The sequence below is a fragment of the Chroococcidiopsis cubana SAG 39.79 genome (assembly GCF_003991895.1).
In the GTDB taxonomy this organism is placed as follows: domain Bacteria; phylum Cyanobacteriota; class Cyanobacteriia; order Cyanobacteriales; family Chroococcidiopsidaceae; genus Chroococcidiopsis; species Chroococcidiopsis thermalis.
This window is the reverse complement of sequence record NZ_RSCK01000130.1, coordinates 1-13085: the sequence shown is the minus strand read 5'-3', so window position 1 is coordinate 13085 and position 13085 is coordinate 1. Positions and strand designations below refer to the sequence as shown.

General features: G+C 44.1%; 10 protein-coding genes and 4 pseudogenes. 12 read left to right on the top strand and 2 right to left on the bottom strand.

Annotation, left to right across the window (positions count from 1 at the left end; all coding sequences use genetic code 11):
• The first annotated feature begins 104 nt into the window (after positions 1 to 104).
• The 3 genes and pseudogenes from DSM107010_RS33975 to DSM107010_RS33965 all read left to right on the top strand — a co-directional run.
• Complete coding sequence (locus tag DSM107010_RS33975) at positions 105 to 494, top strand: hypothetical protein (protein ID WP_127025097.1); 390 nt, start codon at positions 105 to 107, stop codon at positions 492 to 494.
• Between the two features lie 75 nt (positions 495 to 569).
• A pseudogene (locus DSM107010_RS33970) lies at positions 570 to 869 on the top strand (IS4 family transposase); the annotation flags it as partial.
• Positions 870 to 1016 (top strand): annotated as a pseudogene (locus DSM107010_RS33965) (IS6 family transposase); the annotation flags it as partial.
• Positions 1017 to 1123: 107 nt separating this feature from the next.
• Here DSM107010_RS33965 and DSM107010_RS33960 read toward each other — a convergent pair.
• Positions 1124 to 1300, bottom strand: a pseudogene (locus tag DSM107010_RS33960) (IS701 family transposase); the annotation flags it as partial.
• A gap of 205 nt (positions 1301 to 1505) precedes the next feature.
• Between DSM107010_RS33960 and DSM107010_RS40965 the strand changes: the two are divergent.
• From DSM107010_RS40965 to DSM107010_RS33920, 9 genes and pseudogenes are all read left to right on the top strand, one after another.
• Positions 1506 to 1727: a hypothetical protein gene (locus DSM107010_RS40965; RefSeq protein WP_127025094.1), complete on the top strand. Its 222-nt coding sequence runs from the start codon at positions 1506 to 1508 to the stop codon at positions 1725 to 1727.
• Between the two features lie 433 nt (positions 1728 to 2160).
• A complete protein-coding gene (locus tag DSM107010_RS33950; RefSeq protein WP_158631939.1) occupies positions 2161 to 4410 on the top strand; it encodes a WD40 repeat domain-containing protein in 2250 nt (749 codons plus the stop codon).
• A 14-nt stretch (positions 4411 to 4424) separates the two neighbouring features.
• Entirely contained in the window at positions 4425 to 6671 is a 2247-nt protein-coding gene (locus DSM107010_RS33945; RefSeq protein ID WP_127025089.1) for a COG1470 family protein, read from the top strand.
• A gap of 86 nt (positions 6672 to 6757) precedes the next feature.
• On the top strand, positions 6758 to 7057 hold the full coding sequence (locus DSM107010_RS33940) for a hypothetical protein (protein ID WP_106169252.1): 300 nt from the start codon (positions 6758 to 6760) through the stop codon (positions 7055 to 7057).
• A gap of 22 nt (positions 7058 to 7079) precedes the next feature.
• Entirely contained in the window at positions 7080 to 7802 is a 723-nt protein-coding gene (locus DSM107010_RS33935) for a response regulator (RefSeq protein ID WP_106169251.1), read from the top strand.
• Between the two features lie 44 nt (positions 7803 to 7846).
• Positions 7847 to 9961 carry a substrate-binding domain-containing protein gene (locus DSM107010_RS33930; RefSeq protein WP_106169250.1) on the top strand — a complete coding sequence of 705 codons (2115 nt, stop codon included), beginning with the start codon at positions 7847 to 7849 and terminating at the stop codon, positions 9959 to 9961.
• An 11-nt stretch (positions 9962 to 9972) separates the two neighbouring features.
• Positions 9973 to 10506, top strand: a complete 534-nt coding sequence (locus tag DSM107010_RS33925; protein ID WP_199755955.1) for an FHA domain-containing protein — start codon at positions 9973 to 9975, stop codon at positions 10504 to 10506.
• A gap of 226 nt (positions 10507 to 10732) precedes the next feature.
• Positions 10733 to 10903, top strand: coding sequence for a hypothetical protein (locus DSM107010_RS39010; RefSeq protein WP_158631938.1), 171 nt, complete (start codon positions 10733 to 10735; stop codon positions 10901 to 10903).
• Positions 10904 to 11291: 388 nt separating this feature from the next.
• Positions 11292 to 12561, top strand: a pseudogene (locus DSM107010_RS33920) (dicarboxylate/amino acid:cation symporter).
• Positions 12562 to 12584: 23 nt separating this feature from the next.
• On the opposite strand, the gene DSM107010_RS43530 reads toward DSM107010_RS33920, so the two are convergent.
• Entirely contained in the window at positions 12585 to 12995 is a 411-nt protein-coding gene (locus tag DSM107010_RS43530; RefSeq protein ID WP_106169247.1) for a hypothetical protein, read from the bottom strand.
• Positions 12996 to 13085 lie beyond the last annotated feature (90 nt).

Below are 13085 nucleotides of genomic sequence, written 5' to 3'. Positions count from 1 at the left end.
AATCAAGGCACGAATTACACGAACAATTACAAACTGCTTAAATCACAAGTATTTCAGCTTTTCTTAGTGCCATTCGATTAAGCCCTGAAGAAATTGCTCAATGCTTGAACTCAGAAGGCTATCATCCTCCAAAACGCCGTGCCACCTTTAATCGTCAGGGTGTTTGCGAACTAAAACGACGTTTGGGTTTATCTCAGGAGCATTCTTGTTCTATTCACCGAGATGACCTTGGGGAAGCAGAATGGTGGTTACCAGATTTGGCTGGCACGATTGGAATGCCCAATATTACGCTTTACAACTGGGTCAAACGTGGTTGGGTCAAGGCAAGACAGCAGGAGCAACCACCTCGAAACTGGATTATTTGGGCTGATGCTGCTGAACTTGAGCGTCTGCGCCAACGTCGCCTGCTACCCCTTGGTCATGCTACTCGTCAAAAATGGCTTAATCAAATGCCTGCTATGTCTACCCACCTCAATTCAGCCACAACTTTATAAATACACTAAATCTCCAGGGCTACAACTTATGCCACATCAAAATTCCAATCCAGATATTTATGGTGGTATTGTGGTTGGTTCATCGAAACTTTATTTGGCACATTCAAAACGCGGGGCTTTTGTCTAGAATCAACCCATTTCACTGATTCAGAACGCTTGAGCAAACTCCTAGCTCTATTGACACTAGCGTTATGCTGGGCATTCCTTACAGGGCAGTGGTTGCACCAAATCAAACCGCTCAAAATCAAAAAGCACGGACGTAAAGCTAAGAGTCTGTTTCGCTACGGCTTCGACCACTTGCGGGCAATTGTCCTAAACTTGGAGCAAAAAAACGCTGAATTTCTCAATGTTTTACAATTTTTGTCCTGTACTTAGGAGCGACGGATGCGGCGATTCAAATCCCCAGGGCAAGCACAACGATTTCTATGTGCATTTGGACCGATTCGAGACCACTTTCATCCGAAACAACATCACCTCACCGCACAACGCTATCGCCAACAACTGCGCCAACGATTTTGTTGATTAGCGAGAAGTTGCTGGGCTAAAACCTGCTGCATAATCTCATGGATCGCTACTTTCTACGGGCAAAAGTGCTTAATTTTGCACCTGTTTCCTTAAGTTGACAATACCTGCCACAGTGCTTCGGACGACGGTTCCATCCGATGCAGCAATCGGGTGATAGCATCATGAGCAGGCAAATTAGCTGAGTCCGGTTGAACGCGCTCTGCTTCCGTGCAACTATACGCTTTCTGCGTCGCAATCAAAAAGTTGATGTAATCGTACTCGTTGGCTTTCGGTGGGTTCATCCTTTCTTTCTATCGCACCTACTGCTTTTTCTCAACTGCGTAACTCCTGTCTTAAATCAAGTGCGAAATTTCTCTACCCACGCCCGATACATATATGGAGGGATGAATAGTTGAGCTATAAAGCAAGCTCAATTCGCCCACCTCAAATAGAAAGACTGATTGTCTTGATGCCGATTGTCTAACATCCACAAACAAGGAATTAAGTATGAAAAGCGACTACACAGCAAACATTGCATATTATCTTTGTCTAACGCTATTTGTTCATTGCTTCTCTAATTACACTATACCTGCCTTACAGGCATTAACCACACCACTCGCAGTTACTATTGTCGACTCATTTGACTCATTTACTGCCCGCTTGACTGGCGAACTGGGACAAGAGGCAAACTCTTCTAGCGAGCATCTTCTTTCCGGCCAGCGGCGTTGAATGTTACTTACTGCCCAAACAGATTAAAGTCAGCCAAAAAAATGGGAAAGCTAGGAATTCAGTGTGAAGCTCTGGTGGTCATTTGTGGGCAGCAAAGCGAACTAATAGCGGATTTGGCTCACTATTGATGAAGCCACTTGTGAAATTGTAGGTGTTTAAATCGGTAATCGTTCTCGCTTCGGGAACTAGAGGACTAGAATGCTCGTTGTCCGCAGTGTATCGCGCCCTATAAGATATATTATCCCAATTTTTGGAAAGCTGATTCGCAAGTTATTCAAGAGCCTGCGCCCTTTCCCGCTGGGGGTTAAGGAGATAGATAAAACCAGCTACATTGAATGATTCAACAACACCATTAGCCAACGAGTCGGGCGAGTGGTCTGCGAAATGTTGCATGTGTGCCACAGAGCCAGTTTTTGTAACCCAACCCTCCACCATGATCAATCATGTTATCGATGCCAAACTGACAACGCAAAGCCTTACTTTCCGACCAGGAAATCCAGTTACTTTTGGAGTTATGGCGATCAATCGTAGCGATCGCTTTGCAGCTTTTGAGCTACAAATCTTAGCTGCAACAGGCGATCGAGAATTTAACTGGTATCGTCTGTCCCCCGAAGTTTCAGCTGCCAAGCCACCAGGCGATCGCACCCAGTTTCAAGTAGAAATTCTCGACTCTCCGATACCAAATTTTATTGGCGATATCAATATAACAATCATAATTTCTTCCCCACAACTGGCAACCGAGCGCAGATTGGTGCTACATCTTACCGTAGAGCCAGCAGAGGAAGCATCTTTGTTGAGCGTGTCTTTACCTACACAACGACTGCAAGTTTATCCTCGCAATACCATTGATATTCCCATAGAAGTGCAAAACTTAGGATTGCGCTCGGCTGAAATTGCTCTGTACTTGAAGGATATAGATCTCACATGGCTGATTGGCACTGGTGAAAGACGCTTGCGGCTTGAAGCAGGTCAGTCAACAAAAGTAACATTTCAATGTTGTCCGCCTGGAGCTAGTCAAGTCCTTAGTAACGACTATCCATTTACAATTGTTGCCACAGATACACAAGGAGCGACAGCGAGTGCCACAGGTATCCTAGAAGTCTTACCAGTAGGATTTGTGCAATTTGAGGTACAGCCTTCACAGCAACGGCTACCAGCAAAGAGTAGCCACTTACTAAACTGGTTATCTAATATTGCGGTATTCCAACTACACTTTTACAATGCCAGCAACCTCTTGCAGCAGGTCGCAATTGAAATGCGGGGGAAAGATTGTCAATCCTGCCAGATTCAAGTCGATCCTGAGACTGCAAATCTATCTTTGGGAAAAGAGACATTAATAAGCTTAAGCGTTCAAGTCAAGCGACCTTGGATTGGTCGGGTTAAAAACTTGCAGCTCGAAGCCAAAGCTCGGTTATCCGATCGACGACTAGGCAGCACAGAACCAGCAACTCAATTCCTGATATTGAGAGTACTTCCTATAGTACCAACGTGGTTGCTTCTCGTCTTGCTAGCTCTACTATCAGCTTTGTTAGCTGTAGTCTTAAATCCTGGAGCAATCTCGCACTTCGATACAGTCAACGCCGTCCGCTTTAGCGGTACGAGTGGTCTTTCTACCCTTGTCTTGAGTGGTGCTGATGACTGTACAATTCGCAGCTGGACGAGGGAACCAAGTTGGAACTTTACCAAGCCGGAAATGCTTAGTCCCAACGGTACGTTAACTGAGGGATCTTTAAATACGGGTTGCAAGAATAGCAAACCTCAATCTCTTAAATCTCCCAAGGGATTACTAGCAGTACTTGGACAAGCTGTGAGGGTGTTGGAATTGATTCCAAAAAACAACGATCTGGTTTTTGCTGGTTTAGAGAATGGCGAGCTTCAGGCTTGGGACGTGAATTCGCGACGAAAGCTATATAGCTTGAAAGATGGCGAAGATAAAACAAACGATCGCGTTCTATCTTTGGCATTCGCTGAAAATTCTCGCTCTTTGTACAGCAGTTATGGTAGCGGTCTTATACGAAAGTGGCAAATTTCTCCTACTAGCGGCGGTCAATCTAGCACTAACCCACAGCGGTTTCCCGATCGCTTCAAGTTTCCAGTCTGGGCGATTGCTTTAAGCAAAGACGAAAAAGTACTGATCGGTGCAGGAAGCTACAAAAGCCTAATTTACTGGGACTTGAGTACACCTGAAAGCCCTGTTCCCACCCAAATCTCACTTTCATCTAATAAGTTTGAGTTTGGAAATCAGACCGATCAAGACTATTTCTTGAGTATTGAGTTTGCCCCAAACTCTCCTTCGCTAGCGACTGCTGATTCAGATGGCTTTATTACTCTCTGGAACCTACAGAAATGCCAGAGGATAAAATCCTATTATCCCGAAAATTCTGGATCTCAACTGCCACAGATGAAGTGCGAAATTTCCGAGCAGTGGCTTGCATCCCCACAAAAACAAGCTATTAGAAACATCAAGTTCACTCCAGACGGTCGGCAGTTAGTAAGTGCTGGGGATGACGGAAGAATCGTTGCCTGGAAAATTAACGATAAAAATCACGCTCCAAAAGTCGTCACTACCATCCCTGATACTAAAATCACGTCTATCGATCTAATTGCCGACAACCAGAGAATATTAATATGCAGCGGTGCGGAAGATTTTAAAGTCCGACTCCACACACTCGAACAACGGTAAAGGAGGTGTCTGATATGTTTAGTACTCAAACTCCCTTAGAGGTCATTCTCAATCCGCCGGTTGAGCTTCAAGAAGGGTTTCCTGGAGAAACGTTAAGCCTCAATGCCACTATTATAAATCAAGCCGATCGAGCAGCGACGATCGATATCTTTTTAGATCGAGTTTCTCAAACCCTCAGTCAGTGGTGTCAGAGTACACAAGCACGACTGGCGCTCGATCCGCAGCAATGTGGCGAAGTCACTTTTCAGTTTCAGATTCCCTTTGAGGCTCTTCCAGGAACATATGACTATACCTTAGTAGTAAATTTCCAAGACTACTGTTCTGAAGAGACTCGGATTCAGTACCCGCGTAGGCTAAAAGTTTTAATTAAAGACCGAACGGTCACCCGATTCCACGATCCTACCTTCACTCTTACCCCTGCCACCAATCCCGATCGCCCGTTACAAGTGCAGCCAGGGCAACTATCACAGCTACGCCTGACAGTTAAAAATCGTTCCGATCGCGTCGATCGATTTCATTTAAAGTGTTTCGAGCTAGACGAAGACTGGTTTACTGTCAAGTACGAGCCAAATCAATTCCAAGGCACTGGGCTAATATCAGCAGCAGATGGATTAGAGCTGAACCCAGACCAGCAGGGAGAAATTGCCTTTGAACTGCTTTTGCCAGAGGATATGCCAGCAGGGCATTACTCGCCAACAGTGCAGTTGATCTCGGCTAATAGTCCCGATTTGATCTTGCTTGATTTAGTATATTTGCTCGTACCAGCTGTATACTCGCTAAACGCGGAGCTAAAAACGATCTTGGGCAATATTAGCCACCAATCGGGTCACTATCAGTTGCATCTGACGAACCAAGGGAACCTATTGCGCGAGTTGAAGATCGGTGCCAAAAGTCAGAATGAGGATGAATTTTGTCGTTACACCTGCGAACCCTCTCCTGTGCAACTACTGATTGGTTCGCAGATAGATGTTGATATTAAAGTCCAACCAACTCGCTGGTGGCGACGACCTTGGTTTGGCTCTGGGCTACAGATTCCGTTTCAAGTACAACTTCAAGACTTAGAGGGCTTGCCCATATCAGAAAGGCTACCCCAAGGGAAGCTCTTATGGGAGGCCAGACCTTGGTGGCAGTTTCTGCTAATTCTCTTAAGTTGCTTAGGTTTAGTTTCTGGTCTAGGATTTACAGTCTGGCTAATATTTTTCAAGCTCGATCCTCCTCCGGAGTTAACTACAGATAGACCTACTTATATTGAAGGCGGGATAGTGCGCCTAAACTTGAAAATTTACAATCCCGACCAGTTCAAACAAATTACGCTGGAAACAATTAAAGATGGAGTACCGAGCGAACCCCAGTTCTTTAATCTAAATCAAGGAATTCCCCAAGGATTAGAGAACTGCACAATTGAGAACCGCATTTTAGATTGTCGTAACGTCGACACACAGGCACGCTTACCAGGAAAATATAACTTCACCCTGCAACTTTTGCCACGGGATTCTAACAAGACGATCGAGACACGGTTGAATAATGATGTCGAGATTAAGCCGAAACCCGTGCCACAAATTGTCAGCTTTTCACCAGAAAAAGCTCAGTATCAGAAGGGCGATCGCGTGTTATTAAATTGGAAAGTCAAAAACTTTAGTCAAATGACTCAGTTGATAGCGATTGGCAAGAGCGACGATGGTGTTGCAATTAATTCTACAAATTTTAACTTTAATGGCAATATTCCTCAAAATCTGCGCCAACGTTGTTCGCAGCTACCCAACGATGAATTGAGCTGTAACGATGTACCAGTCATACTCCCTACTACACCGAGCAAATATACGCTTCAATTGCAGCCTAAGTCCAATAATTACCAGCAACCTCAACTTTCAGAAGCTATTAAGATTCAAGTCCTAGCTATACCACCGAAAATTAACTCTTTTACTCTCAACAGCAAAACTCCGCAGCAATCTCCTACTATATTTTTAACAGAGGAACAGATTATTACTTTGAAGTGGCAAACCTTGGGTGATGACGTGAATGTAACGTTACAACCGTTTGGCGACGTTGCGGCTAGCGGTTCTCGTACGCTGAAGGCTACGACAAATTTATCCCAAATTGTCCTTACCGTCACAAACGAGCGTGGACAATCTGTCAAACAAGCATTTCTAGTTCAAATTCAGCCTGCACTCCCAGTTCCAACTCCAATACCGCTGCCCAGTTTCACCCCTGCCTTGCCGCCACCGCCTCCATACCCAGACTTAAAAACTCCTAAAAAATAGCGGGTAGGACTTTAATATTTTCTTTATCTCGTTGACTTTTTTCTCTCATTTAATCCTTCAAATCAGGTAATATCTGAGGAATAATTATGGCAGATAAAAAACTTGACGATAACTCTAAAAAATTAAGTCGTTTTCTACAACTAATAATAGATCGACTAACTGCTCAATCTGCGATCTCTTTGGCGGGAATTGTTTATCTAGACCTCTTTTCTAGTTCGCATAAACCGAGGCTAGAGAAAGCAGAAACTCCACTATTTTTATGGTCGGACATACTAGCTGAATTGCAATTACAAATTCTCTGTTGGTTAGCAGAATCTCCCCCAGCCTTTTCAATGCGTCAATATTGTCTAAAAAATTTCAAATTCATTGTGTATTTTTGTCCGTAATTTAGTTATTGGAGGTAGTTTTATGTTGGCTCAAATAAAACAAACAAGAACTTTATCAATTTTGCTAGTTGAAGACGATCCGCACTTTCGCTCTGGGCTACGAACGCTACTTGGTGGAGGCTATACTATAGTTGGGGAAACTAACTGCGTAAAAACAGCCATATCTCTGACAGCACGGCGACATCCCGATCTGATGCTACTAGACATGAAGCTAGAAGGCGGCGATGGGATAGCACTATTGCAGCAGTTGCAGGAAAGGCACGAGAAAGTTAAGCCACTAGTGTTGTCAGCTCATCAAGAGGGTAGCGAGATTTCTCGCGCCTTGCTAGCTGGAGCGAAGGGCTATGTATTCAAGTCCCAGGTAGCCCAGCAACTGGAGGATGCTATTACCACTGTGTCACAGGGTAATGTATTTTTGCCTCCAAATGTAGCTACACCGTTTGTGCAGAGCCTTCAAGCTGTCCCTCGTATTTCCACTACTCCAGCCGAAATACCTCACCTGTCGAATCGAGAATTAGAAGTCTTGCAGTGGGTAGCGTGGGGAGCATCTAATGAAGGGATTGCTAAAGAGTTATTCATCACAACTCACACAGTTAAACTCAATTTAGAGCACGTTTATGACAAATTAAAAGTCCGCACACGCGAATGGAATGAAAAGGAAAACAAATTTAAAACCGACAAGCTAGTTAACAGCCGCGTTCTAGCGATTCGTAAAGCTGTAAAACTGGGACTAGTACAACTGTAAACAATTCACAATTTGCAATTTAGTTTCTGAGGTTTGTTTCTCTCATGCCTACTACCGATCCTTTTTCTCGCAGCTATGACTGTTGGCAAAATGCACCCTTGAGTTGCGATCGCCCCTTAAAAACAGCCCAGGATGTGCCGAACGCCAATTTCTGTTCGCATTGCGCTTTTCCTGCCACCTTATCAAAACAAGTAGAAATTCGCGGCAGTCGCGGTGTCTATCGCGTTCTGGAGTTTGTGCGATCGCAGGGAATGGGACGTTTGTACAAAGGTGTTCGAGTGAGTGATGGCAGCCCAGTGGTAATTAAAGAATATTTGCTGCCGAGTCGTTGTTTTAACGCCGAGGAAGCTCAGGAGCGAAAAGCCACGTTCACGCAAATCGCAGGGACGAGATCGATCGATAATCAATCACCAGATTTTCGCTTAATTGTGCCTTGGGAAGCTATTGCCGATCGCCAAAGCGATCGCTGTTACTTAATTACTTTAGGTGACGTAGCTATTGCTCCCAATTTAAGTCAAGTTTTACAACAAAACGGAGAAATGCCAACAGAGCGAGTGCGTGACTGGCTCGCTCAAGTCCTGCAAACCTTACACTTTTTGCACACTCAGAAATTACAGCTACCGTCTGGGCGAGTGCGAACGGGGATGGCTCACGGCAACCTCAACTTAGAGAGTTTAATCTTGACTAGAAATTCCTACATCTATACCTGCGACCTCGCTTCTTGGGAACGGCTATTTGACCCACCCCCTAACACGTTTGCCGCCCCAGAACCAGCGCAAGACCTAGTAGCTTTGGGTCATGTTGCCTTCTATCTGGGATTGGGACGAGCTATGGAGTCAACATCAGAACAACCTCCCGATCCTCACGATACACAGCTTTGGTCTAACACCGATCCAGCCTTAAGAGAATTCCTTTACCACTTGTTAGGACTGGAAACTCCTTTTCCCAGTGCAGAAGTAGCACGTCAGGCATTGTTAAAACTTTCAAGTGCCAAGCTTGCAGTGACAGCCCCACGCACGCACAAAGGTAAACGTTTAAAGAAACGGCGGCGACAGTTGCTCTGGCTGGTAGGGTTACTGCTAGTGCTTTTACTAGGAGGACTTTTGTGGCTAGTTTTGCCAAAGCCCCCTCAGATAAAAGGGACTGAGTTTGCTGAGTTTTGGCGTTTGGTTCCTAGCTTCAAAGAAGTCAACACTATCCTGCCGCCTGGTAGCTATCCCTATACAGCAGAAGAAGATGGTACTTGGACAACTGTTTTGGGTAAAACACCTTTGAGGCGCGATCGCACGCTCAACGATATCTTGACTCGCCCTCGCACAGATATTGCTGCTGAGTTTAATTATATAAAACACGAATTCCCAGTCAGCACAACGATCGAGCAGAACAAACAAGCGAACTTTGCTGTCACGAGTTTAATAGATAAACTGCCAGACACGCTCGACAAACCGATTGCTTTCGACGGTTTGCTTGTATTTGTACCTACTTATAAATCCCAAAATCTTCCCACCGCTTTAGAGGGAAAAATTAGTATCGAGGATGTACAGAAAATTTTTACGGGTCAGGTGAAAAATTGGCAAGATCTTAACCCTAATCTTCCTAATCTCAAAGTTATACCCTATCGACCGGTGGAACTAGAAGCTTTAAAAATATTTGAACAAAAAGTTTTAAACGATCGGCCAGAGTTGATTGCCAAATTTGAACAGGTAGAACAACGCCCAACCTCTGAGACTATAAGAGCAACTGAGTTCTTGCAATTAGAACCTGGTGCGATTAGTTTTGGTACACTCGTGCAAACTTGGAATCAGTGTAAGGTGTATCCTCTAGCTTTAGCGCGAGGAAAAGAGCAACCCGTGCAAGCTTTACTACGAAGGACGACTGAGGGCAAGCTCATACCTATTACTCCGGCTAGTGACCGGTGTCGGAAGACAGAATTTTCCCCCAACATAGACGCATTTCGCGATCGAACTTATCCTTTAGGTTTTCCTCTCGCAATTGTTTATCCTAACGATAATAGCCTTCCTGGTTTTAAATCTGGTCCGATGTTTGCCGATCTACTCAAAACCCGTGACGGGCAGTATCTCCTGCAGCAAAACGGACTCGTGCCACTCCAATCTATCCCTAGAGACTATAAGCCTTCTGAGTCCCTACTGCATTCCTAGCTAGCTAAATTATGACGAATCGTTACTCCAAAGTTAGTATTATGGCGAATCGTTGCCCCGAACCAAGTTGCAAACATTTTGATCGACCCACGCCTGACGAAGCCAGAGTCTGTCCGATGTGTGGTACTCCCGTAGGGACAGTGGATGAATCTCAAGATTCTTCAATGTCTGGGGAGCAGTTTCCCCTACCACAACTACCCAATTTGAATTCCTCCCGTCCCCAGATGAGGCTAAGCCATTCCAGTGGCGGGGATTTTTATTTACGTGGAGAAGCAGGGATTATTGGTCGCCGCGATCGCGACAGTGGAAAGGTTCCAGAAATTGATTTAAGCGGAATTCCTAATGAAGAAATAGTTTCTCGTTCCCACGCCCGCCTTTACTGGGATAAATCGCAACAGTCTTACATGATTGTTGACAGTAGTCGTAATGGCACCTATCTCAATGGCAATCTGCTCAAGCAAGGTGTGCCCTACCGCCTCAATCATGGAGATGAATTGCAACTCGGTCAAAATCAGATGGTGTGCCTCAAAGTCTGGTTGGTGTAATTGTTGACGCTCTCATGCCGTGTAATTAACGTTGATAAAAATGCTACTTATTCTACAGCAGTTGATGACTTCAAACATTTCTGACAACGGAACCGAAAATAATAGACTTAAGGCTATTAGAGGGTAGTAAAAATGAGTGTAATAATAATGTATCGATTCAATTTGAAATAGAGCTAGTGTCAGATTTATCTCGAATTAAAATTTCTCAATTTGGATGTATGGAGTCATGGAAGAAATTACTAGATTCTTTGGCAGCTTGTTCCGTAGCATATTCTATCGCATTAAGTATAGAGTAACTGATGCTATTGAGCAACTCTTTAAAACAAACATCGATCGGCAGTTTGGCCGGCGACAAAAATCCAAGGAACAGGAACAAGCAGAAGACGACCGCAAATAGAAAAGAAAATTGCTGTATAAATCGCTCTAGTGGGGAACGAGTGTTTGTTCTCAAGTAGTTTTTACAACTGCACAACCACAATGGTTAAATAGATTGCTAGTAATACGGCTGGCAAGGGCAGTAGCAATGCTAGTTGTAAAGTTTTTATTGGCGGTTTTTCTGAATTGAACGCTTGATTTTGAATAGGCTTGTTGGAAAATAACACAAAAAATCGCTCAAACGTTTGCCCTGCTTAAGTTATAAGCATTTTCAATCAAGAGAATTCAAATGCTCGCTGAATTTGGCTTTCGGGCATTTTCTAGCTTTTAACCCAACAACTCTAATAATTCTCTCCATCGCTTGTGTGTTAGTCAAGTATCACGTTTAAGCAATAGCGGAAAGAAAGCGTATGAGCGTATCCAGACAAAGCCGCTCTAAACCTATTTGGGAGCGGATACCACTATACCTACAAATTGTCATTGCCCTAATTTTAGCGATCGGGCTAGGAGTTTTACTAGGTGGTGGTAACCCAAGCCCCAGCGCTGCGGAGTTTAGCAAAGGCTTAGCTATTCCTTGTACCCTCGTACTTTAAGGCTTTGCGTGCCCTGGCAACACCGTTGATTTTGCTAGCAGTGGTTCACGCTTTCATGACTACCGAACTACCGGAAAGATCTGGTCGGAAGTTAGCATTTTTGCTGTTAACCAATACACTGATGGCGATTATCATTGGCTTGTTAGTCGCTAACATAATGCGTCCTGGTGCGTGGGAACGGATTGCTGCGCCGCAAAATACTGAAGTAGTCAAAAAGACGATCGATCCATGGGGACTACTGCAAGACAGTGTACCTGATGCTGTACTTAAACCCTTAATAGATAACAATGTCATTCAGTTAATTGTCGTCGCCCTAGCTTTCGGCATCATCCTACGGCGGTTGAAGTCAAAGCAGGTGGCTGAGGGAAATACAGATTATCTAGCAGTTCAGCAAGGGGTGACAACTTTATTTGAGGCAGTAATTGGCATCCTCAAATGGGTCATTACACTAGTGCCGTTAGCAGTATTTGGTATTGTTGCCCAAACTGTTGCCCTTAAGGGTTTTGCCCCATTTAAAACTTTGGGTGTATTTATTGTTGCCGTACTAGTAGCTTTGATTCTACAAGCTTGCTTTTACCTAACTCGCGTAAGTTTCGGTTCTTGGATAAAGCCGCAACGCTTTCTTAGAGGGGCATCAGATCCACTGTTTGCTGCCTTTTCTACTGCTTCCTCTACAGCAGTGATGCCGATTACATTTCGGGCGCTTGTAGATCGAGTAGGTCTAAGAGAATCTTCTGCTTCTTTAGGGGCATTGGTGGGTAGTAACTTCAACAATGATGGCACAGCTTTGTACGAAGCAATGGCTGCCTTATTTATCGCTCAAGTACTGAATTTACAGTTATCTTTACCACAGCAGCTAATTGTGGTGATTACTTCAGTTTTTGCTTCGGTAGGTGCAGCAGGTATCCCAGAAGCAGGTTTAGTCACAATGACACTAGTGTTTAATTCGGTGGGATTGCCGACTGAATACATTGCTATCTTAATTACAGTAGATTGGTTCCTCGATCGCTGCCGAACTGCAATTAATGTCCTGGGCGATATGTCAGTCAGTGCTTTACTTGACGGTAACCCTCTTTTGTTACTTTAGTGGGGTAAAATCAAAAGAGAAATCTAACTTGCGACAGCAAACTTTATAGGAGAAGCTCGAAAATCATTCATGATTTCTATTAACTTGAAAAATCCTCGTTTGAGTCCAGATACCTGAAATACTCTCCACCAAGGTTCAATTAAACACCAGAAAATATAAGGCTGAATAATCAACCTTAAGTTATTTAAAGCACTCTTCCAATTTGTTCCTAGCTCCCACCAGTCATGCTGACTAAATTCTTCCGTAATCCCAATCGAAGCAGGAGAGTTTTTCTCAGTCGAATTGGTACGTGCTGCTGGGTCGCCGATTGATAATTTAAACTGCGAAGCATATAGACTAACCAAAAGATAAGTACTAAAAACTATTTCCCACCACCGCTCGATACTGTGATAATCTGTGAGGCGGAAATTCGCCCATCCTAACTGATTCTTCACTTGCTTAAAGCCATATTCAATCCCCGTGCTTTAACACCCCCATAAGAACACAAACCCAATCGCAATTCGTTATCCTTAGTGTTGAGGGGT

What these genes read in the sequence shown, in the direction of transcription:
- DSM107010_RS33950 (WP_158631939.1), top strand. Translation starts at nt 2,161, where the DNA reads ATGATCAATCATGTTATCGATGCCAAACTGACAACGCAAAGCCTTACT.
- DSM107010_RS33935 (WP_106169251.1), top strand. Translation starts at nt 7,080, where the DNA reads ATGTTGGCTCAAATAAAACAAACAAGAACTTTATCAATTTTGCTAGTT.
- DSM107010_RS33945 (WP_127025089.1), top strand. Translation starts at nt 4,425, where the DNA reads ATGTTTAGTACTCAAACTCCCTTAGAGGTCATTCTCAATCCGCCGGTT.
- DSM107010_RS33940 (WP_106169252.1), top strand. Translation starts at nt 6,758, where the DNA reads ATGGCAGATAAAAAACTTGACGATAACTCTAAAAAATTAAGTCGTTTT.
- DSM107010_RS39010 (WP_158631938.1), top strand. Translation starts at nt 10,733, where the DNA reads ATGGAAGAAATTACTAGATTCTTTGGCAGCTTGTTCCGTAGCATATTC.
- DSM107010_RS40965 (WP_127025094.1), top strand. Translation starts at nt 1,506, where the DNA reads ATGAAAAGCGACTACACAGCAAACATTGCATATTATCTTTGTCTAACG.
- DSM107010_RS33925 (WP_199755955.1), top strand. Translation starts at nt 9,973, where the DNA reads ATGACGAATCGTTACTCCAAAGTTAGTATTATGGCGAATCGTTGCCCC.
- DSM107010_RS33930 (WP_106169250.1), top strand. Translation starts at nt 7,847, where the DNA reads ATGCCTACTACCGATCCTTTTTCTCGCAGCTATGACTGTTGGCAAAAT.